This window comes from Qipengyuania pacifica (assembly GCF_019857205.1).
GTDB lineage: Bacteria > Pseudomonadota > Alphaproteobacteria > Sphingomonadales > Sphingomonadaceae > Qipengyuania > Qipengyuania pacifica.
The window spans coordinates 119,227-141,862 of sequence record NZ_JAHWXO010000009.1 but is presented as its reverse complement, the minus strand read 5'-3'; the positions used below and the strand labels follow the sequence as shown (position 1 = coordinate 141,862).

At 55.7% G+C, this 22,636-nt stretch carries 18 protein-coding genes; 6 read left to right on the top strand and 12 right to left on the bottom strand.

What is annotated here, in order from left to right; genetic code table 11:
* Positions 1 to 564: 564 nt before the first annotated feature.
* The 6 genes from KYK83_RS14120 to KYK83_RS14095 are packed head-to-tail and all read right to left on the bottom strand — an operon-like array spanning position 565 to position 7,620.
* Positions 565 to 2,043 carry an aspartate ammonia-lyase gene (locus KYK83_RS14120; protein ID WP_222828740.1) on the bottom strand — a complete coding sequence of 493 codons (1,479 nt, stop codon included), beginning with the start codon at positions 2,041 to 2,043 and terminating at the stop codon, positions 565 to 567.
* Positions 1,931 to 2,395: a RidA family protein gene (locus KYK83_RS14115; protein ID WP_222828739.1), complete on the bottom strand. Its 465-nt coding sequence runs from the start codon at positions 2,393 to 2,395 to the stop codon at positions 1,931 to 1,933. The genes KYK83_RS14120 and KYK83_RS14115 overlap by 113 nt, the downstream gene beginning before the upstream one ends.
* An 18-nt stretch (positions 2,396 to 2,413) precedes the next feature.
* Positions 2,414 to 3,151 carry an amino acid ABC transporter ATP-binding protein gene (locus KYK83_RS14110; protein ID WP_222828738.1) on the bottom strand — a complete coding sequence of 246 codons (738 nt, stop codon included), beginning with the start codon at positions 3,149 to 3,151 and terminating at the stop codon, positions 2,414 to 2,416.
* Positions 3,151 to 4,389 (bottom strand): cystathionine beta-lyase, encoded by a 1,239-nt coding sequence (gene metC, locus KYK83_RS14105; protein ID WP_222828737.1) that lies wholly within the window; start codon positions 4,387 to 4,389, stop codon positions 3,151 to 3,153. Before metC ends, KYK83_RS14110 begins: the two co-directional genes overlap by 1 nt.
* Positions 4,379 to 6,547 carry an ABC transporter permease subunit gene (locus KYK83_RS14100; RefSeq protein WP_222828736.1) on the bottom strand — a complete coding sequence of 723 codons (2,169 nt, stop codon included), beginning with the start codon at positions 6,545 to 6,547 and terminating at the stop codon, positions 4,379 to 4,381. The genes metC and KYK83_RS14100 overlap by 11 nt, the downstream gene beginning before the upstream one ends.
* Positions 6,548 to 6,570: 23 nt before the next feature.
* Complete coding sequence (locus KYK83_RS14095; RefSeq protein WP_283249965.1) at positions 6,571 to 7,620, bottom strand: amino acid ABC transporter substrate-binding protein; 1,050 nt, start codon at positions 7,618 to 7,620, stop codon at positions 6,571 to 6,573.
* A gap of 70 nt (positions 7,621 to 7,690) precedes the next feature.
* Here KYK83_RS14095 and KYK83_RS14090 point away from each other — a divergent pair, with 70 nt between their 5' ends.
* A complete protein-coding gene (locus tag KYK83_RS14090) occupies positions 7,691 to 8,587 on the top strand; it encodes a LysR family transcriptional regulator (RefSeq protein ID WP_222828734.1) in 897 nt (298 codons plus the stop codon).
* A 52-nt stretch (positions 8,588 to 8,639) separates the two neighbouring features.
* Here the strand turns inward: KYK83_RS14090 and KYK83_RS14085 are convergent, their stop codons facing one another.
* On the bottom strand, positions 8,640 to 11,060 hold the full coding sequence (locus tag KYK83_RS14085; RefSeq protein ID WP_222828733.1) for a TonB-dependent receptor plug domain-containing protein: 2,421 nt from the start codon (positions 11,058 to 11,060) through the stop codon (positions 8,640 to 8,642).
* A gap of 375 nt (positions 11,061 to 11,435) precedes the next feature.
* Between KYK83_RS14085 and copC the strand changes: the two genes are divergently transcribed.
* Positions 11,436 to 11,813, top strand: coding sequence for a copper homeostasis periplasmic binding protein CopC (gene copC / locus KYK83_RS14080; RefSeq protein ID WP_222828732.1), 378 nt, complete (start codon positions 11,436 to 11,438; stop codon positions 11,811 to 11,813).
* A gap of 3 nt (positions 11,814 to 11,816) precedes the next feature.
* Positions 11,817 to 12,746, top strand: coding sequence for a copper homeostasis membrane protein CopD (gene copD / locus KYK83_RS14075; protein WP_222828731.1), 930 nt, complete (start codon positions 11,817 to 11,819; stop codon positions 12,744 to 12,746).
* Positions 12,747 to 13,067: 321 nt separating this feature from the next.
* Here the strand turns inward: copD and KYK83_RS17545 are convergent, their stop codons facing one another.
* The gene (locus tag KYK83_RS17545) at positions 13,068 to 13,154 is read right to left on the bottom strand and encodes a nuclear transport factor 2 family protein (protein ID WP_301643103.1); all 87 of its coding nucleotides are present in this window, start codon (positions 13,152 to 13,154) and stop codon (positions 13,068 to 13,070) included.
* Between the two features lie 385 nt (positions 13,155 to 13,539).
* Between KYK83_RS17545 and KYK83_RS14065 the strand changes: the two genes are divergently transcribed.
* Positions 13,540 to 14,688, top strand: a complete 1,149-nt coding sequence (locus KYK83_RS14065) for a DUF2891 domain-containing protein (protein ID WP_222828730.1) — start codon at positions 13,540 to 13,542, stop codon at positions 14,686 to 14,688.
* Positions 14,689 to 14,775: 87 nt separating this feature from the next.
* On the opposite strand, the gene KYK83_RS14060 is transcribed toward KYK83_RS14065, so the two are convergent.
* The 4 genes from KYK83_RS14060 to KYK83_RS14045 are packed head-to-tail and all read right to left on the bottom strand — an operon-like array spanning position 14,776 to position 19,645.
* Positions 14,776 to 16,671: an HAD-IIIC family phosphatase gene (locus tag KYK83_RS14060; protein WP_222828729.1), complete on the bottom strand. Its 1,896-nt coding sequence runs from the start codon at positions 16,669 to 16,671 to the stop codon at positions 14,776 to 14,778.
* On the bottom strand, positions 16,668 to 16,913 hold the full coding sequence (locus KYK83_RS14055; RefSeq protein ID WP_234036339.1) for an acyl carrier protein: 246 nt from the start codon (positions 16,911 to 16,913) through the stop codon (positions 16,668 to 16,670). Before KYK83_RS14055 ends, KYK83_RS14060 begins: the two co-directional genes overlap by 4 nt.
* Before the next feature lie 29 nt (positions 16,914 to 16,942).
* Positions 16,943 to 18,118 (bottom strand): hypothetical protein, encoded by a 1,176-nt coding sequence (locus tag KYK83_RS14050; protein WP_222828728.1) that lies wholly within the window; start codon positions 18,116 to 18,118, stop codon positions 16,943 to 16,945.
* 3 nt (positions 18,119 to 18,121) lie between these two features.
* The gene (locus tag KYK83_RS14045) at positions 18,122 to 19,645 is read right to left on the bottom strand and encodes an MBOAT family O-acyltransferase (protein ID WP_346729472.1); all 1,524 of its coding nucleotides are present in this window, start codon (positions 19,643 to 19,645) and stop codon (positions 18,122 to 18,124) included.
* 615 nt (positions 19,646 to 20,260) lie between these two features.
* Between KYK83_RS14045 and KYK83_RS14040 the strand changes: the two genes are divergently transcribed.
* Both KYK83_RS14040 and KYK83_RS14035 read left to right on the top strand, forming a co-directional pair.
* On the top strand, positions 20,261 to 21,106 hold the full coding sequence (locus KYK83_RS14040) for a sulfotransferase family protein (protein WP_103023574.1): 846 nt from the start codon (positions 20,261 to 20,263) through the stop codon (positions 21,104 to 21,106).
* A gap of 279 nt (positions 21,107 to 21,385) precedes the next feature.
* Positions 21,386 to 22,615, top strand: coding sequence for a polysaccharide pyruvyl transferase family protein (locus tag KYK83_RS14035; RefSeq protein WP_222828726.1), 1,230 nt, complete (start codon positions 21,386 to 21,388; stop codon positions 22,613 to 22,615).
* The last annotated feature ends 21 nt before the right edge of the window (positions 22,616 to 22,636 follow it).

The following is a 22,636-nucleotide window of genomic DNA, read 5'->3' as shown; positions in this document are numbered from 1 at the left end:
GGTCAATCCCTAATCGAAAGGAAGTTTGCTATGACAAGCGTCACCATGCGCTACATACCTCGCGGGCTATGCTTGACTATCCAAGTAAGGTGTCCCGGCTTCCGTTTGCGAAGCCCGAAGCCGGGAAGATCGGTGTCCCAGGTAATGCCGATCGGAAGCGACTTGCGACGAGCGATATGGCCTGTCAGTTTCAGCCTGATCAATGGCCTGCGAGGGGCTATGACTGAGCCTTGCCTGCCATTCGATTGCTCGCTCTTTGCAGAGCACGAACCTGCTGTTTTATTGTGTTTTTCTTCCATTCATGCAGTATAGGCTGCGTAATGAGTCTACGCCCTAATATACGACGACAGCTACGGACCGTTATCCGAGATGGAGTGGATCGACCGACAAGGCCTAGGTGCCCCGTCATAACGCGCGGCGACGGCACACGCGCGGTGCTGTAGCTGACATGAGCGGTGCAGGTGCCGCGCTGCTTCCCCTCTGTCCGGCGAAGCCTGCCGGACTGGTTCAGATAAAGTGTCATATCGCTCCGCCGTCGCGGTGGATCAGTCTGATAACTGGCGATCAATCTTCCGACAAATCTCGCAATGCTTCTTCCCAGGTCTGGCCGCTCGCTAGAGCATGACGCGCTATTTCCGCCGCTCGACCATAGCTCAAATTAACCGCAGCTTCGGTCGCACGCGCAGTACTCAGTTCGAGCTTTGCCAGACAAATGTCTTGGTCAACCGAAAGACCTTCGACGCACTTGGTCTCGAACATTCGGATTGCGGAGCAAAGCAGGGAAGCCGCTTCGTATGTCGAGCTAAATATGAGTGGCTCAAATGCATTCAGCTGCAACTGTCCCGCCTCCGCCGCGAATGTAATGCTGGTGTCGAGACCAAAAACGCGAAAGGCGACCTGATTGAGTGCTTCGGGAACAACCGGGTTCACTTTGCCGGGCATCAGGGACGATCCAGCTTGTCGCTCCGGCAAAACGAGTTCTCCCAGGCCGCCTCTGGGCCCGCTGGAAAGCAATCGAAAGTCGTTTGCAATCTTGGAAAGTTTCACTGCCAGGCGCTTCAACATGCCGCTGTAAAGTACAAAAGCTCCAACGTCCCAGCTTGCTTCGTAGGGGTCATGAGCTGGACTGATCGGCAGGTCGAACTCTTCTGCGACGGCTCCGACGATTTTTTCTCGATAGGCCGTGGTTGCTCCCACACCGCTACCAATTGCAGTTCCGCCCATATTGATTTCGAGAAACATGCCCGGCAATTCGTTGAGGCGCCGAACATCCTCGCGCAAGCTAGAGGCACACGCCCCAATTTCTGCCCCGGCCGTCATCGGCACTGCATCCTGAAGCTGGGTTCGACCGAGCTTCTCGACATTTGCGAACTGGCGAGCCTTTCTTGAGAGGCTGATTACGAGACTATCCAGCGCGCCAACGAGCTTGGTGTTCAAGACGAAGAGCGCCAATCTCACCGCCGACGCATAACAATCGTTGGTCGACTGGCAGCGATTGATATGTCCGATCGGATCAACTGCCTCATAATCGCCGAGCTGCTTCCCCAATAGCTGTAACGACCGGTTCGCGATCACCTCGTTGACGTTCATGTTGGTCGATGTTCCCGCCCCACCCTGGTAGATATCTACCACGAACCACTCGGCGAACTGGCCTCCAGCAATCTCATCACAGGCTTGTACAATTGGATCCAGCAGGTGTGTGGGTATCAGTGCCTCTTGGACGTTGATTTTGCAGGCAGCTTTCTTGATCCGGGCAAGGGCAGCGATCAATTCTGGAAATTCCCCGATCAGACGGCCCGAGATTGGGAAGTTCTCAACCGCACGGGCAGTGTGAATTCCGAAAAGCGCGTGTGCAGGTAGGGCAAATTCGCCAAGCGAATCCCGTTCGATCCTAAACTCAGGAGGTGGAGTGCGCTCTATCACGCGACGTTCATCCGCATACCGCGAAACTTGCAGAGGCTTCAACTGCTGCACCGAGCGAAAACGATGGTAAGCCAGCGGCTTTCCGGCAGTGCTGACCTGCTTCTTCAAAAGCTGCAGCATTCAGGTCCAACGCACAATCGATCACTTGTGGATTCGCCTCGAGGTCATCCGTCGCATTCGCGAAACCATTCAATGTCAGGGATCTCTCGATACGCCCGAGATCTCCACCAAGCGCCACCTTCACAGTCGCCGGAAAGGCGGTCTCGCACATCCGCGCGACTGCAACGCCTTCGTTGATCGAAAGGTCTTTGTCGATTTGACCCGGTACCATAATTCGAACCGATCGAGGCAATTTACCTGAAAACGTCAGAGCATCGGTGTGGTTCGATGCTGGCGAATAATTGGCCACTGGCGAAGGCATGCATGGAAGGACAATCCCCGGCTGCAGAAGACGCAGATTATTATCGTCCATGGGCCGTCCCGATCGCGATCAGTGATTAAGGAGCTGGCCGAGAAAGGTTTGCGCTCGTTCCGTTTGGGGCGACGCAAAGAAGCTTTGAGGATCGCGATCCTCCAGTATGCTTCCCTGATCCATAAACAGCACACGGTCTGCCACTTGCCTGGCAAACCCCATTTCGTGGGTTACGCAGACCATTGTCCGACCATCGCCAGCCAATTCCACCATGACATCGAGAACCTCCTTGATCATTTCGGGATCAAGGGCAGATGTGGGTTCGTCGAAAAGCAGTATCTCGGGTTCCATAGTCAGCGCCCGGGCGATCGCGGCCCGCTGTTGCTGGCCGCCCGAAAGCTGGCTCGGAAATTTGTGTGCCTGATCAGCGATCTTGACCTTTTCGAGATAGTGCATGGCTCGTTCCAGAGCGACCGCGGTCTCTTGCTTGCGCACCAGAACTGGCGCCAGCGTACAATTCTGCACGATCGTCTTGTGCGGAAAGAGATTGAACTGCTGGAACACCATGCCGACACGGCCGAGCGCATGGGTAGCCGCGGTCGATCTCTCGAGCACATTGACACCGCCGATCTCGACCAGCCCTGCTTCGGGCCTTTCGAGAAGGTTCATGCACCTGATAAGAGTGGACTTTCCCGAGCCTGACGGTCCGCACAGGACCACGCGTTCCCCTTGGCCCACTTCCAGATCGACACTACGCAGGGCGTGATACGCTCCATACCATTTGTCGACGCCACTGAGTCGGATGGCTGTCGGCATTAGTTCGACCGCCGTAATGTGCGCACCCGATCAAACGCGGCATCGAGATCGTCGATGAGGTCATCGACAGCTTCCAGACCTGCGTGGATCCTAATCAGCGCGCCGTCGCGCTCTTTGTTCGAAAAGGCCCGGACCGGCGCAGGCCAGGCCGGAACGGCCAAGCTTTCAAATCCACCCCAGCTCGAACCGAGCTGGAATGTCCACATGTGGTCGAAGAATGCACGGGTCTCATTTTCGTTGAGTCCATCGAGCTGGACGCCGAACAACCCGCTTGCCCCGGTGAAGTCGCGCTTCCAGATGGCATGTCCCGGATCGTTGGGATGAGCAGGATAGAGGATAGCTTGGACTTCCGGTTGCTCCACCAACCAGTCGACCAACGCAAAAGCCGTCCGCTGATGACGCTCCAGTCGCGTATCAAGCGTTCGCAGCCCGCGTTGCACGAGATAGCAATCGTCCGGGCTGGCGCAGTTGCCCCACCGTGCCGCAACGTCCTTGATCCGACGGAAAACAGCTTCGTCGGATGCTGTGATTGCGCCTAGCAGGCAATCCGAATGTCCCGAAAGATATTTGGTCGCGGAGGCAATCGAGAGATCCACCCCATGAAGCAAGGGTTTGAAATAGAGCGGGGTGGCCCAGGTGTTGTCGACCGCAGTCAATATGCCCCTTGCGCGCGCGACCGCCGAAATAGCCGGGATATCTATGATGTCGAATGTCTGCGAGCCGGGTGTCTCCATGTAGATCAGCTTGGTTTCCGGACGGCACAATTCTGCTACGCCGCCGGCAATGTCCGCCTTGAAATATTCAATATCCACGCCGAATTTCGAGAGGATTTCGGACAGGAATTTTCGCGTCGGGCCGTAAATGCAATCGGCTACCAGCAGGTGATCTCCGGCTTCTACGAACGCAGACAAGGTCAGCGCAATCGCACTGGTACCGGAAGACGTTATGACCGTTGCCGATCCTTGTTCGAGCTCAGCGATCGCTTCGGCCAGTGCGTAAGTACTTCTTGTGCCGTACAGACCGTAGATGACATCGCCATACAGCCCCTTGTGGCGATCAATATAGGCATCGACCGTATCGTAGATTATCGTCGATGCGCGGTAGATTGGAGGATTGATCACGCCGCTTTGTTCGGAAGGCTTTGGGCCACCATGGACAATGCGAGTGGCTTCGCGCCAGCCGCTGTCGCCCCTCTCCAACGTCCCGAGCGCCTTTTCGCGCTTGCGATTATCCTTCATATGTAAGCTCTCGTTCGATCTTGGTAGCAAGGCGCGACAACGCGAAACAAATCGCGAAGAATATTGTCCCGGAGAAAAGATAGGCTTCGGCAAAGTAAGGGCGCCACTGAGCTTCGACATAGGAAAGTCGAGTGGTCTGTAAAAGATCGAAGACCCCCACAATCAAAACGAGCGTAGTATTTTTGACCTCGCTGATCGACGTGTTGACCAATCCAGGCACACTTACCTTCAAAGCCTGAGGCAAAATTACGTGGCGGCGAGCCTGCCATTTTCCCAGACCGAGCGCCATCGCGGCTTCTGCTTGCCCTTTCGGCACAGAGATCAGGCCGCCACGAACAGCCTCTGCCATGTAGGCCGCGGTGAAAAGGACGAGCGCAATCTGCACACGCGGCAAGCTATCGATGGTTAGCCATTCCGGAATGAAAAGGGGGAACATCACCGCGGCGATAAACAATACGCCGATCAATGGAACGCCGCGCACCAGCTCGATAAAGCTTATCGCCAGCCGCCGGAAAACAGTGTTGGACGATTGTCGGGCGAAAGCCAAAAGTACCGCCAATGGGAAAGCTGCCACGACAGCGATGCTGGCCAGGAGAAGCGTAACCGGCAACCCACTCCATTTGTCCATTGGGACCGGCTCGAGCAAACCGAACCCGCCGCGCAGCAAAATGATGGCTGCCGCAATTCCGAGGCCCCACAGTGTCGCAAGACGCCTGCCCCAAAGACGCACAATGAAGGAAAGTCCCAGGCAGCCCACCATAAGAACCACGGCGATAACGGTTCTCCATCGCTCCGTTTCCGGATAAGTCCCGAACAGGATGAGATTGAAGTTCTCTTTCAGAAATGGCCAGCACGCACCGTCATTGATCCGGCATTGCGGCGCACCGCCTGTGAACGTCGCATCCAAGAAAAGCCACGCCAGCGCACTCCACCCCGCAACGAGTGTTAGCGCAAGGGCCAAAAGGGTGAGCATTGTTTGCAGCTTCGTCGCAAAAAGATTGCGCTTCGCCCAAGTGCCCCATCGTGACGATCTCAATAGGGGCAAAGGCTCGGTTACTTCGGCAGCGGCCTGCCGCCCAGCCTGTCCGGTAAGACTCCAACCGAAGCTTCGTGCGTAGCGATCGGACACGAATGCAAGTATTAGCGATAGGGTTAGGAAAGTAATGACGATAAGACCAACGCCCTCGATCGCCTGACCTGTCTGGCTGATCACCGTATCGACGACTGAAACGAACTCTGGATAACCGATAGCAACACCAAGCGAACTGTTCTTCACCGTGTTGAGATGCCAGCTCGTCATCGGCGGAATTGCAATGCGGACTGCCTGGGGCACAATGATTCGGGCCATTGTCGAGCCAGGTGAAAGGCCGAGTGCTGCGGCTGCCTCAACCTGTCCCATGGGTACCGCCAGTATTGCCGAACGAAAGATCTCCGCGAGGTAGGCAGAAGTGTAGACCGAAAGACCGACAACGAGGGTAAGGAATTCCGTCGAGAGCGAAAGTCCACCGCTGAAGCCGAATTTTCCAGATTTTGGTAAAACCACTTCGGCTCCGCCGACAATCAGAGCCAGCACAGAGATCGATAGTACGATAATAATCGCGATTCGTGGCCTGGACTTAAAAATGCTTGTGCCTCGCAGCAGGAACCACGCGAGTGTACCTAGGGCAGCGGCGAGAGCCAGCGGTCCAGCCGAGGCAAAGGCGGGCAGATGGAGTCCACGATTGTCGAACCCGAAGTTCCCGCCACCGCCGATCTCAGGCGGAGGCAAGCTGAACAGAAAGACCGCGTACCAGACGAAGATCTGCAGTAGCAGGGGAATGTTGCGGACGATCTCGATGTAGATCCGAGCTATCCGCGCCAGAAGCCAATTGCGCGAAAGACGCGCCATGCAGATCCAGAGCCCGAGAATGGTAGAGAACGCAATGGCCAGCGCCGAAACCAGTAGCGTGTTGAGAAGCCCAACCAGCAGTGCAGCAGCGAAACTATCGCCCGGCCCGTAACTGATTAGTGTCTCGCCAATTGCGAATCCTGCCCGCTCGCTTAAAAAAGCGAACCCGGTCCTGATATTTTTGTCGGCAAGATTGGTAGTGAGCGAACTGACAAAATAGAATGCCGCCAGCACGACCGCACCGAGAACGGCAAGCTGCGCAAATCGCATTCGCCGATCTATGCGAACGCCATTCATCTCATGGGCAGCGGATATATCAATCCGCCGTCCTTGTAGAGCTTGTTCTGGCCACGGTCGACGCCAAGAGGAGTGATGTGGCGAGTGAAAATCTCCTCATAATTTCCGGTGGCCCGGATCGCCCTGAAAGCCCAGTCGTCGTCAAGCCCGAGCGATTTGCCAAAGCCCGGAAGTCCGCCAAGCATTCTACGAGTTTCGGGATCGGGTGAATTGGCTCGCATTTTAGCGGCATTGGCTTGAGAAACGCCCATTTCCTCGGCGGCGATTAAGGCGTTCAACACCCATTTGTTGATCTCGAACCACTGCTCGTCGTCGCTGCGCACGACAGGTCCGACGGGCTCTTTCGTCAGGCGCTCATTCAATACGACGTAGTCGTCTGGGTTCTCTGTGTCGGCGAGCCGAATGACTGTGAGCGTGAAGGCATCGGTGGTCATCGCGTCGCAACGCCCCGCAAAGAATGCCAGCTTCGCCTCTTCGGGATTCTCGAACACTATCGACTTGAAACGGATCCCGTTGCGTTGGAAGTAGTCGGCCGTGTTCAATTCCGAAGTCGTGCCCTTGGTTATACAGATCGATGCCCCATCGAGATCATTCGCTTTTGCGACACCCGAGCTTTTCGGCACCAGAAAACTTTGGCCATCGTAGTACATGATCCCGACAAAGTTGACGCCGAGTTCGGTATCTCTCGTCAGCGTCCAGGTCGTGGTGCGCGACAGCACGTCCGCTTCACCCGTCTGAACAATGGTGAAACGTTTGTTTGAGGCGACCGGCATGAACTTGACCTTGTTGGCATCGCCCAAAACGGCCGCCGCAAGCGCCCGGCAATAATCGACGAAGAAACCCTGCCACCGACCACGTTTGTCGAGATAAGACATTCCGAGCTGTCCGGTATGGATGGCACAATTCAAGGTTCCGCGCGCCTTGACCTTTGCCAGCGTCGAGCCACTGAAAGCCGAGCTTTCTTCGCCACTGGTCGGACCGCTTGTGCAAGCCGTAAGACTTATGACAAGCGCGGCGCAACACGATACCGCGGAGGCTCGAAACATCGCGAAGCTATTCATAATTCGCACATAACAGGCTAGGGCAATTTGAGATACTTATAACCGGAGCCAGTCGATGAACCTTCGTCAGTTGGAAGCTTTCAGGGCGGTAATGCTTTCGGGCTCGGTGACGCAAGCCGCGCAATCGCTGCATGTGTCCCAGCCGGCGGTGAGCAAGTTGCTCGCGGATCTCGAGCACCAACTTGGGTTTCGACTCTTTATTCGCACTCGCGGCAGCAACCTCACGATCACTCCCGAAGCCGATGCTTTCTATCATGAAGTCGAGCGCAGTTTTTCCGGTATCGCCGCTTTGAAGCGGGTGGCAGAAGACATCCGTAATCTCGCGACGGGAACATTGCGGATTGCGGCGCTGCCTGCGCTCGCGGTCAGCTTCCTGCCGAAGGTTATCGCGGAATTCCGCAAGCAGCACCCCGGCGTAACCGTGCAATTGCAGACCAGAAGCTCTTCCACGGTCAGGCAGTGGATGGCCAATCAACAATTCGATATCGGGCTCGCAACGCCTGCGCGGGAGCTTCCCGGCATTCAGATGGAGCGATTTATGCGCTGCGCCGGGGCTTGCGTTCTGCCTCCAGGACACCGGTTGGCGAGCAAGAAAGTTATCGTTCCCGCCGATCTCGCGGGCGAAGCCTTCATCTCCCTCGCGCTCGAAGACGGAGCGCGGCACCGAATCGACAGGATTTTCGAGGACGCAAGGATCGACCGAGAATTGATTATTGAGACCCAATATGCGATGACGATCTCTGCGCTCGTCATGGAGGGTCTTGGATGTTCGATCCTCAATCCCGTCACGGGCGCTGACTACGCTGATCGTGGACTCGTTGTCAGACCTTTCGAGCCGGAAGTGTTTTTCGAATACATGATGTTCACCCCGCGATTGCGACCCGTTTCGCAGGTCGCTCTGGCTTTCATCGAAATGCTTGAGAGGCATCGCGACAGAATGTTTGGGATTTGATGGCACAACGATCCTGTAGCGGCGGCGATAGGTATCGCCGCCGCTCACTACCCTAGAAGTTGACCGTTGCGCGAAGATACCAGAACCCGCCATTGAACCCGATCGGCGCGAAGCGCATGTAGCGGATCCCATTGTTGATCTGGGATTGGCGTGCTTCGAGATCGGGATAGTTGTCGAACACATTCTCCGCGCCGATCGCGATTTTGAACATTTCATTGATCTTGTACGATGCCTCCAAATCGACAAGAAGCTCGGCACCCCCAGTCTGATCAGCTGCTAGATTGGCACCGTAATCGGTCCATTCGCCGTAATAGTTGGCTCGAGCAAGGAAACCGAACCGTCCGCCTTGATAATCGAACGAAGCGTTCCCCTTCCATTGAGGGACGAAGCCTTCCAGCTCGAGGAATCTTTCACGATCGGCGCTGATAACGGGAGAGGCGCGAATGACTTTGGTCGATGTGTAGTTGCCGTTAAGACCGAGAGTGGCCTTCCCTTCGCCGAGGTCGAACCCAACCGTCAACACGGCGTCGATACCCTGGGTTCGACTGTCGAAGGAGTTGGTGAAGAAGCTGATTTGCTGGAAGGAATCGCCGCCTGGGATTCCGAGAGCCGCAAGTTGCGCGCGCTGCGCGGCGTTGAGGTTGAAATTCCCCGATACGGCGATCCGGTCTTCGACTTTGATATTGAAATAATCGACTGTCAGAGTGATCCGGTTAGTCGGCTTAATGACGATCCCTGCGGAGTAATTCATCGATGTCTCTGGCTTAAGGGGCGTAGCACCGAAGAATTGAGCGACCGGATTATTGGGCGAGACGATCCCCGATGTCAGCGGCGCACCAGTTACTGAATCGATATTTGTCTGAACCTGCGACGCATTCGATTGACCGGGTGTGGGTGCCCTGAAGCCAGTATTCACCGAACCCCGAATGCCGAACGCATCGGAAAAATCGTACCTGCTGCTGGCTTTCCAGGTAAACTTCGAGCCGAAGTCGGAATAATTCTCGTAACGGCCTGCAAGTCCGATCTGGAGGGCGTCGGTCAGATTGCCTTCGATCGAGGTGTAAGCGGCCCAGTTGTCGCGGGCGAACTCGCCGGCTTGGATTGGACTGAAACCGGGAAACCCGTTCGATCCGACCGGCAAGCCGATGCGATTTCCGGTATCCGGATCAATGAGCGACGCATATGGACCAACCTGCCATGATGCGATGTCGCCCACGGTGATTTCGTAGGTTTCCTTGCGATATTCCAATCCCCCCGCCAGCGTAAGAGGATCTGCCGTACCGATGTCGATCGGATTGGTAAGGTCGAGGTTGAACGAAAGCTCTCGCTGCTCGAGTTGCCCAGGCTTGAATGAAGTCGGCGATGAAAGCCCGAGTGACGGGTTCACAGTATTGTCGATGCGGTAAGAGGCGTGGTTTTGCCCATAAGAGGCGCTTAGATCGTATGTCAGCCCCGAACTGAACTCACCGCGGATGCCGGATGCCAAGGCGGTATCGGTGATTGTCGCGCCAAAGTCCGGCGTGAAGCCCCCTGGATACAGTTGGCGGAAGCTGAACCTCGGCCCTCCCGGATTGTTCGTCGTGGGGATCGAGGTGGCAATAAAAGTCGTGTTGGGATTCCGGTAGAAAAAGGCAGTGGTGCCTTTGCTCCAGCTGTAATTGCCGAACGCATAGAATTCCATCGTGTCTGAGAGCTCGATGCCCGAGTTCACGAAGATTCGGGCGGCCTCGCTCTCCGGATTGCCCCAGCGCTGCGCAGGAACAGGAACCCCTTGGACACCTGTATCGATCAGCGCCTGCGCGTCAGGACGCTGGCTGCCGCGCGACGTCGTGGCGCTGTTGACATATTCGCCGCTGATATTGATGAAACCAGCGTCCGTGAAGGGAAGGCCGATGTTCCCCTGAACCAGGAAATCCTCGCCATCGCCTTGGTAGTACTGTCCGTAACGGGCAATGAGTAGGCCACCCTCCCGGTCTCGCCTGAGCCCGAAATTCATCACACCCGCGATCGCATCGGAACCGTAAAGGGCCGAAGCGCCATCGCGGAGCACCTCGAGTTGGCCGACCGCGATCGAGGGGATCGCCGCAAGGTCGGGGCCCTGAGAGCCTCTGATGTAGGGGACGTTGGTAAACTGCACTGTTGCGCCTCTGTGGCGTCGCTTGCCGTTGACGAGGACCAACGTCTGGTCAGGCGGCAGGCCGCGGAGCGAAAATGGGCGAGTGAACACTGCGCCGTCGTTGCTGACGAGCCTTTGAATATTGAGTGCGGGCACTTCGGAGCGCAGCAGATCGTTCATGTCCGATGAGCCTTTCCTAACCAGCTCATCGCCCGTGATAATATCGATCGGCAGCGCTGCGTCGGCCGCCTTCAGATCGTTGCGGCGTGTGCCCGTAACAACGATTTCACCCGTCGCTTCAACGGTTTGCTCGTCGTCATCGGTTTGCTGCGCCGAAAGCGGCATAGCGATGGCCATACTACCAACCGCTATCAAGGCGACACCACAACGAAGCCGCACCTTGCCCTGCATTGCCATTTTCCGACCTCCCCAGAAATTCCCTCGCAACCTGTGTCATGAGGTAATCGAGTGGGTCTGGAGTGACTAGGAATAATCACAGGCTATCTGTATATACGAGAAGGTAATAACTTTTTATTATATCTCGCTTGGTTTCCTGGGCGCTGGTCGGCGACATCGGTGCGATGCACGTGCTTGAGCGGTTTTCGGTGCACGTTGCGCAAGCGGGTTGCGGCCGCCAAGGGTATTCCCGCCTCGCCGCCTACTCAATTGGATGAGGGATGATATCCGATCGTGCGTATCTGGTCTTGAGTAACCCGTTACAGGAGAAAGAAGATGCGCCCAATCTATGTGTCCCTCGCCGCTGCTTTGCTGGTTTCACTCCCGGCAGCGGCACTTGCTCATGCAAAGCTGATATCCACCACTCCGACTGCCGGCGCGACTGTGGCAAAACCGGGCAAGGTAGAACTCAAATTCAACGAGAAGTTGATCGCGGCAACGGTGAAAACCGAAATCGTGATGACCGGAATGCCGGGCATGAAAGATCATCCGCCGATGAAGATCAATCATACATACAAAATGGGCAAGGATGGAAAATCGATGATCTTGTTGCCAAAAAGGCCTTTGTCTTCAGGGACGTATCAGGTTTCTTGGTCAGCTGCAGGCACCGACACGCACCGGATGGGCAGCGAGTTCAGCTTCACTGTGAAGTAGGCAATGGAAGCCGATTGGGGAATGGTGGCGATCAGGCTCGGATTGTATCTGAGCCTGATGCTGCTTGTAGGTCTGGCCGCATTTCCTCTCTATTCACTGAGCAAGACTGAAAGAGACGATCGCACCATTCTGGACGTTAATGGGCTGCTGTCGATCATGGCGACAACGTCCATCGCCCTTTCCGCGTTAGCCTTTTTGGCACTGGTCGCGAACATGGCCGGCACCACCCTGACAAGCCCTGATCTGGAAGTAGTCCGGTCGATCCTGCTTGAAACGCCGATCGGATCGGCTTGGGCCCTTCGGATGGCGGCACTTTTGGCAGCGGTCGCTGCGACTTTGTTCCTTCCGACTGGTACAAAGCGCCTGCTTGTCGCAACAATAGCTGGTGGTGTTGCACTTGGAACGCTTGTTTGGACCGGACATGCAGGAGCGACCGATGGGCCTTTGAGCCTTTTGCACAAGATCAGCGACATATTGCACATGCTCGCGGCAGCCATCTGGATTGGCAGCATATTGGCTTTCCTTCTGCTTCTATCGCCATCTCCCAGCCGATGGTCTGACCACCGCTTGTCAATCGCGCACCGAGCGCTTGAGAAATTTTCGCGCGTCGGCACGATCTGCGTTTCGATCGTTGTCGCGACTGGGCTTCTAAACGGCCAGATTCTGGTCGGCATACAGAACGCATCTCGGCTTACCGAATCGACATATGGCTTCCTTTTGCTTTTGAAGGTCGCATTCTTCGGTGCCATGTTGCTGCTTGCTGCTAAGAACCGTTGGCGCCTGACACCTGACCTCGGTCGTGCGATTGCTCAAGGAGCAAGTCCAAACGCGATATCGGCACTTCGGATCAGTCTATTCCTAGAAATCGGATTCGCAGTGACAATCCTCATTCTGGTCGCATGGCTTGGCATGCTTGAACCGACCGCTGGCTAGTGATCTGAACCCGCGCAATTCATCCAGTTATGAGCAGAGCTCGGACCTTGCAGGAGTCGGAATTATCTGACGTGGAGCAAGCTCAGCGCGGAGCAGATCATTGCGGTTTTGAAGGATTAGGAAGCCGGGAAATGAAGGCGAATCTGTGCCGCCGCCACGGGATCGGTTCGGCGACATTTCACAATCGGAATGCCAAAGGACGGCGGTTTGGTTGTGTCCAAGCGGGGACAAGCCGCATTCGTTGCGATTACAAACAGTCACCCTTCAAATGGTGCAATCGCCGATCGCCGATCGGCGATCGGCGATCGGTGCTTGTCCCGATCACCTAGTGCGCGGTGCGCGGGACGAGGAGTGATGCTGCGCGATTTTCCATTCGCCGCCCTCATGCGTCAGTACCGAAGTCGCCACACCGTCACGCTCGATTACGCGGCCGTCCTTTATCCAAGCTGGAACGGTGTTCAGCGAAAGGCGATCAATGTCGTCGGCAGAGTGATCTGGATTGGATCTCAGGTGTCGTGAGTGGGCGCTTTGCTGTCTGCGACATACGCCAAGTTGCGAAGTGAATGCCAACTACTCGGGGTAAGTGAACGGTTTGCCGCGATCGAATTTCCGCTCATCGCAAAGGTCCCAACCTGGGGGTATCACAGGGGGTATTTTTGGCGAATCTGATAGAGAAATTACTTTTTAACAGCTGCTTAAGCGAGATTGGTGGATCCCTCCTCCGCTACCATTTATCCAAATCGAATGTTCTTGGGACGCTTGGCGAAGGCTAGGAAAGCGGATACGCAGTTGTATGCGTAGAATTGCAATTGGTTCGCTATTGGGTTTGTTGTTAGTGGCTTGCTCACCTGAGGCTGATGATGCGACCGAGGCAAGGAAATTTCCAGCGCCTCGCGCAGACAGCCAGACTGATCGATTTGCCTTGCTTGCACTTGATTGCGTCCATCGCGAATACCCCAACAAGATCTCGCACGTTCTGGAAAGCGACGCCGACGCGCTTCCACCTAGCCAACTCACGCCGGCATTCTACGGATGTTTCGATTGGCATAGTTCGGTGCATGGGCATTGGCTGCTCGCCAGATTAGCGCGCACTGACCCGGACACGCCCATGCGCGAAGCGATCCTTGCCGCACTCGATCGCAGCTTGACCGAAGAGAACATCGCCGGTGAGCTAACGTATTATACCAATGGCGATCGCGCGTCGTTCGAGCGGCCATATGGCGTGGCGTGGTTTCTGCAATTGGTGGCCGAGCTGGACGAGAGCGACGATCCTCAGATGAAGAGGTGGCGGGAGAATCTTCGGCCACTCGAAAATTCGATCGTAGCCAACATGATGAATTGGCTTCCCAATCTCGCTTATCCCATTCGTGTCGGGACTCACAATCAAAGTGCGTTCGCGTTCGGCCTGATGCTCGATTACGCCCGTCAGGTCGGCAGTATTGAACTGGAGCCGTTGCTGGTCGCGAAATCGCTGGAATTCCACGAAGGGGATCGCGATTGCCCGATCGGATATGAACCTTCTGGCGAGGATTTTCTTTCTCCCTGTTTGATGGAAGCAGATCTGATGCGCAGGGTCATGCCATCCGACCGCTTCGCCGAGTGGCTCAGCGGATTTTTGCCAGACATACCCACGGATGGTTCGGCGGATTGGCTGGAACCCGGCATTGTGCGTGATCCTACCGACGGCAAACTCGTCCATCTTGATGGTGTCAACCTGTCGCGCGCTTGGGCGATGGAAGGGATCCTGTCGGCTCTGCCTCCAGAAGACCCGCGGCGCGCCGCACTCCAGGCTTCTGCCGATCGGCATCGTGAGGTTGGCATCGCCGCAATTAGTGCGGAGAATTACGAAGGCAGCCACTGGCTGGGAAGCTTTGCAACCTATCTGACCACGAAACGTGGCATTTCCGAGCACACGGCGAGCGGATCAGGAAACCAGAGCTAAGGGTCATCATAGCTGTAGGTTTTTGAACGCAATTCGGAGGCACTAAGCGTTTCCGTGCATACGAAGCAAAGCGTCCCCCTTCGCAGGTCAGTCGGCGATGCTCACGTCGATGAATGTCGTATGCGGCGCATACTGGTCGACCTCTTGAGAATAGGTGATCGAACCGTCATCGCAGCGTTCGACAATATCGAAACCGAAGGCGGGGAAGAACTGCGAAACCATTCCGTTTCGATCTGTGGGAACATATCGCGCATGTACTGTTGATGCGCCGGCCCGCCTTGCCGTGTCGAAGAGCGCATCCATGACGGTTTGCTCGACACCGCGTTCAAGGACCCGGCACGATTGCAGCCAAGTGTCGATCGTCCAAGCCGCACCATCTTTGCGCACGATGATCACACCGATCATGCCATGCTGCGCGAACTTGTCCTCCAGGCGAACCTGCCATGCAAGCTGATCCGGATCCTCTTCTATTCTTTGAACATCCTGTTCGCCATATCGTTTGGTCGTCAGGTTGAACTGGTTGGATTTATTGATCAACTGGGTGACGCGACTGCGCCCGGCACCGTCGAAGGGCTTGATCGTCATGCGCATTTCAAGCGACGACAGATAGTCGCTGTAGTTTCCGATTTTTGCGCGCACTTCGGCTGCTGCCGCTCGGCCCCCATAACTTTCGGCCCGCGAAATATCTTCCGTGTTCAGCGGCAGGTGGTCGAACAGTCCCGACTGCGAAATCCTCTCGATAAAGAAGGAAGGATCTTCGCCGACCTCAATGGTCGATACCATCGGCAATTCCTGTCTCACTCGCTCGCGTTCGGCAGGATTGTCGTCAACGAAGACCAGCGACTCAAGGCCCAGACCGAGGGTCTCGGCAATCGACCGGATATTGGTAGCTTTGTCGTTCCAGTTGGCTTGGAAGACCGCAATGTGACTCTCTTTGAGGACCATTTCCGAATGATTTCGAAAAGGCTCGCGCGCAATTTCGTCAGTATTTTTCGAACAAACAGCCAAAACCACACCACGATCGCGTAAGGACAAAATGAAGTTCTGAAAGGCGACGAATGCCTCTCCCTCAGGCGAATTCTGGCCAAGCCTAATGCCTGCCAGCCCATCATCGCCGATCACTCCGCCCCACAGGGTGTTATCAAGATCAAGGACAAGCGCTCGCGCGGACTTGCCTTTCATTGCAGCTAATACCGCGGCGATGCTGTCCGATGCTAAAGGACACATTTCGATACGAAACGGTATCTTGGCTGCATGGTAACGGATCGGATCGAGCCAGTTTTCAATTCCTACGCGGCTGGCCAGTGCGGCCTGATCCCATATCAGCCATTTGCCGAGCATCGCCCCTTCGGCAAGCTTGAGGTTGACCAGATGTCTGAAGCGCGCGCTGGTACCAGGCGTGGCCAGTTCAGCCGATGAAACCTGTTGTGCGGCTGGAAGGGTTGCAAAGATTGGCCGGCATTGTGACTTTTCCAAGGTGGCGGCGGCAAGCGCAGAAAAGAGGTCTTCAGCGGCTGCGACAGCTTCCTCCTCTGCGGCGCGGTCGAGAATTGGACGCTTGTTCGCGAAGGCGGTTTCATCGAGTACAACGAGCACAGCATCCAGAGGCTTACCGAAGCAGTCCGAAGGCGAATAAGCGTAACTTGCAACGCTGTCGTAGGGCGCCTCGACTGACGATATGGCAAGGCCCCGCGCCAGACCCGCAGCGGCCAAAGGGGCAGGTAGATAGCTAAGTGTCCTATTTCCAAGCAGACCTATCGAAACAGGGGCAAAAGTCGGGCTAGGTATGTCCGACTTGAGCAGTTTGTTCGCAAACCGTTCAAGCCGCAGTTGCTCACGGGTGGTAAGTCGCTGACCCGCTAGCGATCTGACCGCGTGAAAGTCGAGATCGCGGCCCTCGATGAGCGCAGCCTCGAAAATTTTGAGCCGTTCCCCCCAGTTAGAAGAAAGAGGAGGTCGCCAAGGGAAATTTTCGGAGGTCATCCGACCTGCTTCGCGGCTGCGTTGACCAGATCCCCCAGATTCTTGAAGCTTTGCATCTCCGATGTGCTGAAATGTACTCCTAGCTCCATTTCGATCATCACCATCAGGCGGACATGCGACAGGCTATCCCACTGCGCCACATCGTTTGCAGTTGTCTCCATCGTTACCGGCCCGTCATACTCGTCGAACAGGTCGCGAATAATGGCTGTAATTTTTTCGAGAATGACATTCTGCTCGGACATCTGTGAAACCTTTTCGTGACGATCTGGGCCTAATTTTCGTGGATCGGAAAGCTGTTCGCGATGCGATATTCTTTTACCGCATTGCGGATGTCGCGCTCGTAGGTTGCAAAATTTGCCCTAGTTATCCGGTCTTTTCCGGTTTTCATCGCAGAAACAAATCGCTGCAAAATCGCTGGGTCATACGCGTGGCCAACTTCGCGAAAGTTCGCGAGGTCCCCCGCCACCGTGGGGTCGCCATCTAATGCAAAGACCCTGACGCCAGATAAATCGCTGACGGCATCTACCAGACAGCGCCGCGCAATCATTTGCTCATCGAGAAGTGTCGGACTGATGTCGTTCTGCCTTACATAATAAAAAGCGTAAGACTCAATCGGGAACAAGATATCGACCCTGACTCCTCTCCCAGAAAGAGACCGCACATCGGGGACGAGTTGTTCGTTCACAGACCGAAAGCTGTGGCAGTCTTTTCCGCTTTTCGCGTCGATGTCTTTGCGGTTGCGCTCAATCATGCGACCTAGCTTGGCAATCTCGCTCGGCCGCTGGAATTTGACATACATGTTCTTCACGTAAGTCTGATATTCCGCATCGTCCGGATTATCGTAGGTCAGCTTCCCGCTCATGATTTCGAACGTTTTCCGAATTGTCGGAAGGTTCACCATCCGTAGATCGTTGGTGATGTCCCCGTCGTACAGGAATGTCGGGAAACCCGAGTTCGCAACGTCGGGCCCCACCATGTAAGTCCAGTCAAACGTAAGGATGACGTGTTGTACGCCTGGGTTGTCGATTAACCGATCCAGGACCAGGTCGCGATCTTTGGGGCGGGGGCCGCCATAGCTCAGGTTTACGGCGCGCGTCTCAGGCCCGAGAATTGCCTTCAGGTATTCCGGCGAATACATCGCCGTGATTGAGCTCCCTACGAGGAACGTGTTGAACGACGGGTCCTTCGTAGCAACGTCGATCCAGTCGATGACCATGTCTCTGGGTGTGTCGTCAGGCTCAATTCGAGGATTTGCGCCCCACCGATAAACATTATGTGGATCGACTGCGATGACGACGCTCGCAAGCAGTAGATATAGAAAAGTAATGAGAGCGGCGGCCAGGATCATCGGTCGCGCTGCCCGCCAGCGAGTATCGGTCAGCCTGAACCCGGTCGAGTGCGGAGGCGGCGATTCAGCGACGCTTGCGAAGTGTTCTGGCCGGGCCATGGCTCAGAACCCCTGATACAGAAATGGTGGCTGCCGCGACACGTAGTAGAGCGATGCGAGGACAAGACCGGAAATCGCCGCCGCCTGTATCCATCCGGGACGCCACAGTTCGCGAAGAAAGGCCGGCCCATAGCTCTTGTTGTCGTAGGTCATGATCGCAGGGCGATATCGGCGCATCAGTTCTACGCTGTTTGGGCAAAGATAGATGATGGAAAACGCCACGGCGAGTGTGACGACGGGTTCGCGCATGTTGAAAGCGGAAGGGGCATCGAACGATGTGCCAAACATTTGCCCGAACAGATGAAAGCCACCCGCGACGCTTTCCGAACGAAACATTGCAAGGCTAAGGCAAAGTGGCAGGAAGAAGACCGCCCTTTCGATAAACCCGATGACCAGCGGCGAAGTGGTTTTGCGAACGCTCTTGTACCATTTCGACGCCCGAACTTCGGTTTCGAGCGCGTACCAGAATCCGTGCATGAGTCCGAAAACGGAAAAGGTCCACAATGCACCGTGCCACAGGCCAATGATCTGGAAGTTGACGAGCATTGGAAGCCACAGGCTGAGCAAGTGAGCCGGAATGGGCGCAAGCCGGTTGAACATGCTGTAGCGCGTTCCCGCGACCGATAGGGGCGTGTAGAGAAACCGAGCGATCACGCGCGTAAGGGTCATGTGCCATCGCCGGTAGTAATCGATGATCCCGTTGGCTTTGAACGGCGAGAAGAAGTTTATCGGGTATCGCAATCCGAACATGCGGGCGAGGCCGAGCGCCATGTCCGAATAGCCGGAGAAATCGAAGTAGAGCTGGGCCATGTAGGCAAGTGCACCGATCCAGGCCTGAACCGGGTGAATTTCCGCACCTACATTCGCTGCGCTGAAGACGACGTCGACCGTCGGTGCAAGATTGTCAGCCAGAACTACCTTCTTGAACATTCCGATCGAGATGAAGGTCAATCCAACGGCGAGATCGATCGGGTTGAGCCTCAAGAACCGCTTCGACTGAATTTGCGGATTGAACTCGCTGAGATAGGTGATCGGCCCGATGATCAGCTGGGGGAAGAAGCTCACAAAAGCGCCGTAGCGACAAAATGCCGAAAATACTGACTTGATCGATCCAAGTCTTCCCAAGAACTGTGTAACGTTCTTCTCGCGGGCATATGCATCGGCCAGGAATGCTGCCTGATGGAATGTGTAAAAGGATATTCCGGCAGGAATTGCTATGCCTGCAATGTCTACGATGAGACCGGATTTCGGCCCCAACAAAAGGGTGACAATCTTGTATTTGAAGTAGCAGAGGGAGGCTATGTTATAAAATTGGCCGAACAAGTATATTGAACGCCTATTCTTATCCTGATCATCCATCTTCGTTATGATCATTGCTACCGAGAAGTTTACGGCAAGTGCGATCAGCAAGAGGATGACCGACATCATCGAGTGAGGGATGTAAAATATTATCGACGCTACGAAGAGTAAGGCGAGCGCGTAATTCCGTCCGAAGTGCGACGCTGTCGCATAGAAGGCGACCAACACGATCGGCAGGAATACAAATAAAAATATCGGATCGGTAAATATCAAAGCAAATCCGCCCTATTTTTATATTCCCAAAGCGATAGCGATTGGCCGGTCGTCCGCCAGACGGTGTGCCGACACTGATGCCGATGCGATGCCCAACTTCATTTCGTTGAGAAAGAGGTGCATCGGTATATCGCGTTGGTCACGATGAATGGCATGGGTTCATCAGAGGTACTGCAAACGGGTCAGATGACGATCTCGAAGCCTCAAGCGGCCAAACTACAAACCAAGATCGAAGGCTTCGGCCCACTGAGAAGAGGTATAAAAATGCTACTTCTCAACTGCTTAGGAAAGTGATGGGCTGATCGGCGCGGATGCTCCTGAGCATATCTTTTGCGCCCGGCGCGGGTAGGCGGGTCAGTCGATGCGCCAGGATCGCCATTGCCCTGCCTTGATCGGGTTTCTGCCCATGACTAGCGTTAATGGCGCATCTTCCTGGGAAGGTGCGGCGCCAGTGGGATATGAAGGGTGCAGTCCGTCTTTCCGTTGGAAAGCTCAAGTTGCACATCCATCGTCTCGTCGAATGCGTTGGCCTCCAGCGGCCAGCGCGATGGGCAAAGGTTAGGGAAGGCAATGCAGTTAAAGGACATCGATTTCGTCATTATCGGCGCCGCAAAGTCGGCGACGACATGGCTGCAAACACAGCTGCAGTCCGATCCCTCGGTCTACATGCCAGACCCGGAACTTCATTATTTCTCGAGGGAATATGCTCGCGGAACAGACTGGTACCTGTCGCAATTCGCTGAAGGACGGCGGGACAAGCTTGTTGGCGAGAAATCGAACTCGTATCTCTATGTCCCGGAGGCCGCTGCCCGACTTCATCGTGACGTCCCGCAAGCGAAACTGATCGCGCAGCTTCGGCATCCGGTAGAACGGGCTTACTCCAGCTATTGCATGCTGTATCGTCGGGGACAGGTCGGGGGCGATATAGAGAAATATCTGAACCCTGCTCTGGGGGAGAGCGAGCAGATCCTGAAGTCCGGAAGATACGCTTCGCACCTCGAGCGGTTCATCGATTTATTCGGGCGTGAGAGGATGCTCATCCTGTTTTTCGAAGGCGTCTCGAAAAGCCCGAAGGCACAGCTGACACAGGTGCGCGCCCATCTTGGGCTTTCGCCACGTCCGCTCGCTGTAAAGTCGCAATCAAAGGTGAAGGACAAGACGACCCCGCTCGTACCGGGGCGCCTGCGCAAGCGGCTGGATTGGCTCAAGCCGATCGTTCGTCCATTGCGGGGCGCCCCCGCGTTCGAGGCGGCGAGAGGCCTCATCGCAACCGAGATCGAGTACCCACCGCTCACCGACGAACTCAGACAGCGCCTGAGCGATTATTACGCTCCCTCCATTGAAGCTCTGGAACGGATGAGTGGCCAGCCGCTCAGCCATTGGTACAGCTCTCCGGATCAGGCGAAAGTGGCGTGAGAGTTCGGGCGGCCGCCAACGTATGCCGGCGGTTATAAAGGACTAATCGCTTTTCCCAAATGTGATCGGTCAAAGCGATTGGTAGCTCTGGCTGTGCCAGCTTCACGCCCGCCGGAATACCACAGTTCTGCAATTCTATGACGGAGCGGGATGGTGTCGAGGCCAGCTGGCTCAAATCGAGCAGAAGTTGCTCGGCACGAGACCACTTCGGTCGGTGGAAGCACGCCCGAACCCTCATCTCTCGGGATGATCGGAATTTTGAGAAGGCCTTCAATCAATATGAAAAAGTTCATCGTGACCGGCGTTCAGATGCGAAACAAGGGCTCTCAAGCCATGTTCCTGTCGCTCTGTTACGGGCTCAAGTCCATCTATCCGGGCTGTGAGGTCGTCGGGTTTGCCAATAAGTACGACGACCCTGCTCAGTATCAGTTCGAACTACTTCCATATGACGATTTCACGCGCCTGGTTTTCAAATACCGGCTCAACCGTGTGCCTTGGCTAGGGGATGTCCTGGCGATGGTCGCGGGCATGTGGCGGAAGACTGGAAAGTGGTCCGGTAAGATTACCGAGATGGACAGCGCTCTGCGAGACGCTGACGCTATCTTCGATGCGAGCGGGTACACGTTGGGATCCGGCTGGGGGAAGGGTGGGGGCCGGCTGCTCCTTCAGACGATCCGTATCGCCAGGGAATATAAGAAACAGATTATCCTGATGCCCCAGAGCTTCGGCCCTTTCGACTGGGGTGAGGACGATGATGCGGCATTCCTCGAGGAGGTTCGGGAGGAACTGGACTACTGCACGCGCATCTACGCGCGCGAGCGTGAGGGGTACGGGTGTCTACGGTCTCTCGGGCTTGGCAATGTCGAGTTGTCGGCAGATATGGTGATCCGCGAGAAGGTATTTCCGCAAGCGCGCGACATCCTCAGTTCTTACGACGCCGCGACAGTAAGCTATCCGCCCCCGGGATCCGTGGGCTTCATCATCAACGAAAATGTATTCAGGATTGGAAAGCCCGAAGCGGTGCTGGACCTCTATTCGCGCATGCTGGACCGTCTGATCACTGCAGGCGAGCGGGTGTTCATTCTCAACACCTCCACTGCCGACTTCAGACTGGTCGAAAGCGTCCTCGGCAAAACGGAAAACAGAGACAAGGTAGGTCTGATAAGTGGGGAATACTCCAGCCCGGAATTGATCGATATAATCGGTCGTTTCAAATACGTCGTTGCCTCCCGCTATCATTCGGTGGTGTTCGCCTACCGCAGCGGTGTACCGGCCATCATCCTCGGCTGGGCAAGCAAATATATCGACTTGGCGGCTCACTTCCAGCAGGACGAATATGTGTTCGACATCAGGGATTCGGATGCAGGACGGATCATCGAGCAGGTCGACAGGATGAGCGTGAACTACGCCGCAGAATCCCGGCAAATCTTGGCTTGCCTGGAAGAGATTCAAAGGACGTCGGTTATCGGCGAAGCTGCAAGCCTCTTGCGATCGGCGCCCTCGCTTTAGCCGCGGAAGCACACCTCACCG

Bases quoted from the DNA above. Each gene is read 5' to 3' on its own strand.
- copD (WP_222828731.1), top strand. From the start codon at position 11,817: ATGGAAGCCGATTGGGGAATGGTGGCGATCAGGCTCGGATTGTATCTG.
- KYK83_RS14065 (WP_222828730.1), top strand. From the start codon at position 13,540: ATGCGTAGAATTGCAATTGGTTCGCTATTGGGTTTGTTGTTAGTGGCT.
- KYK83_RS14055 (WP_234036339.1), bottom strand. From the start codon at position 16,913: ATGTCCGAGCAGAATGTCATTCTCGAAAAAATTACAGCCATTATTCGC.
- copC (WP_222828732.1), top strand. From the start codon at position 11,436: ATGCGCCCAATCTATGTGTCCCTCGCCGCTGCTTTGCTGGTTTCACTC.
- KYK83_RS14120 (WP_222828740.1), bottom strand. From the start codon at position 2,043: ATGCTGCAGCTTTTGAAGAAGCAGGTCAGCACTGCCGGAAAGCCGCTG.
- KYK83_RS14040 (WP_103023574.1), top strand. From the start codon at position 20,261: ATGCAGTTAAAGGACATCGATTTCGTCATTATCGGCGCCGCAAAGTCG.
- metC (WP_222828737.1), bottom strand. From the start codon at position 4,389: ATGAAGGATAATCGCAAGCGCGAAAAGGCGCTCGGGACGTTGGAGAGG.
- KYK83_RS14115 (WP_222828739.1), bottom strand. From the start codon at position 2,395: ATGGACGATAATAATCTGCGTCTTCTGCAGCCGGGGATTGTCCTTCCA.
- KYK83_RS14050 (WP_222828728.1), bottom strand. From the start codon at position 18,118: ATGGCCCGGCCAGAACACTTCGCAAGCGTCGCTGAATCGCCGCCTCCG.
- KYK83_RS14035 (WP_222828726.1), top strand. From the start codon at position 21,386: ATGAAAAAGTTCATCGTGACCGGCGTTCAGATGCGAAACAAGGGCTCT.
- KYK83_RS14095 (WP_283249965.1), bottom strand. From the start codon at position 7,620: ATGTTTCGAGCCTCCGCGGTATCGTGTTGCGCCGCGCTTGTCATAAGT.
- KYK83_RS14110 (WP_222828738.1), bottom strand. From the start codon at position 3,151: ATGCCGACAGCCATCCGACTCAGTGGCGTCGACAAATGGTATGGAGCG.
- KYK83_RS14100 (WP_222828736.1), bottom strand. From the start codon at position 6,547: ATGCGATTTGCGCAGCTTGCCGTTCTCGGTGCGGTCGTGCTGGCGGCA.
- KYK83_RS14085 (WP_222828733.1), bottom strand. From the start codon at position 11,060: ATGGCCATCGCTATGCCGCTTTCGGCGCAGCAAACCGATGACGACGAG.
- KYK83_RS14090 (WP_222828734.1), top strand. From the start codon at position 7,691: ATGAACCTTCGTCAGTTGGAAGCTTTCAGGGCGGTAATGCTTTCGGGC.
- KYK83_RS14060 (WP_222828729.1), bottom strand. From the start codon at position 16,671: ATGACCTCCGAAAATTTCCCTTGGCGACCTCCTCTTTCTTCTAACTGG.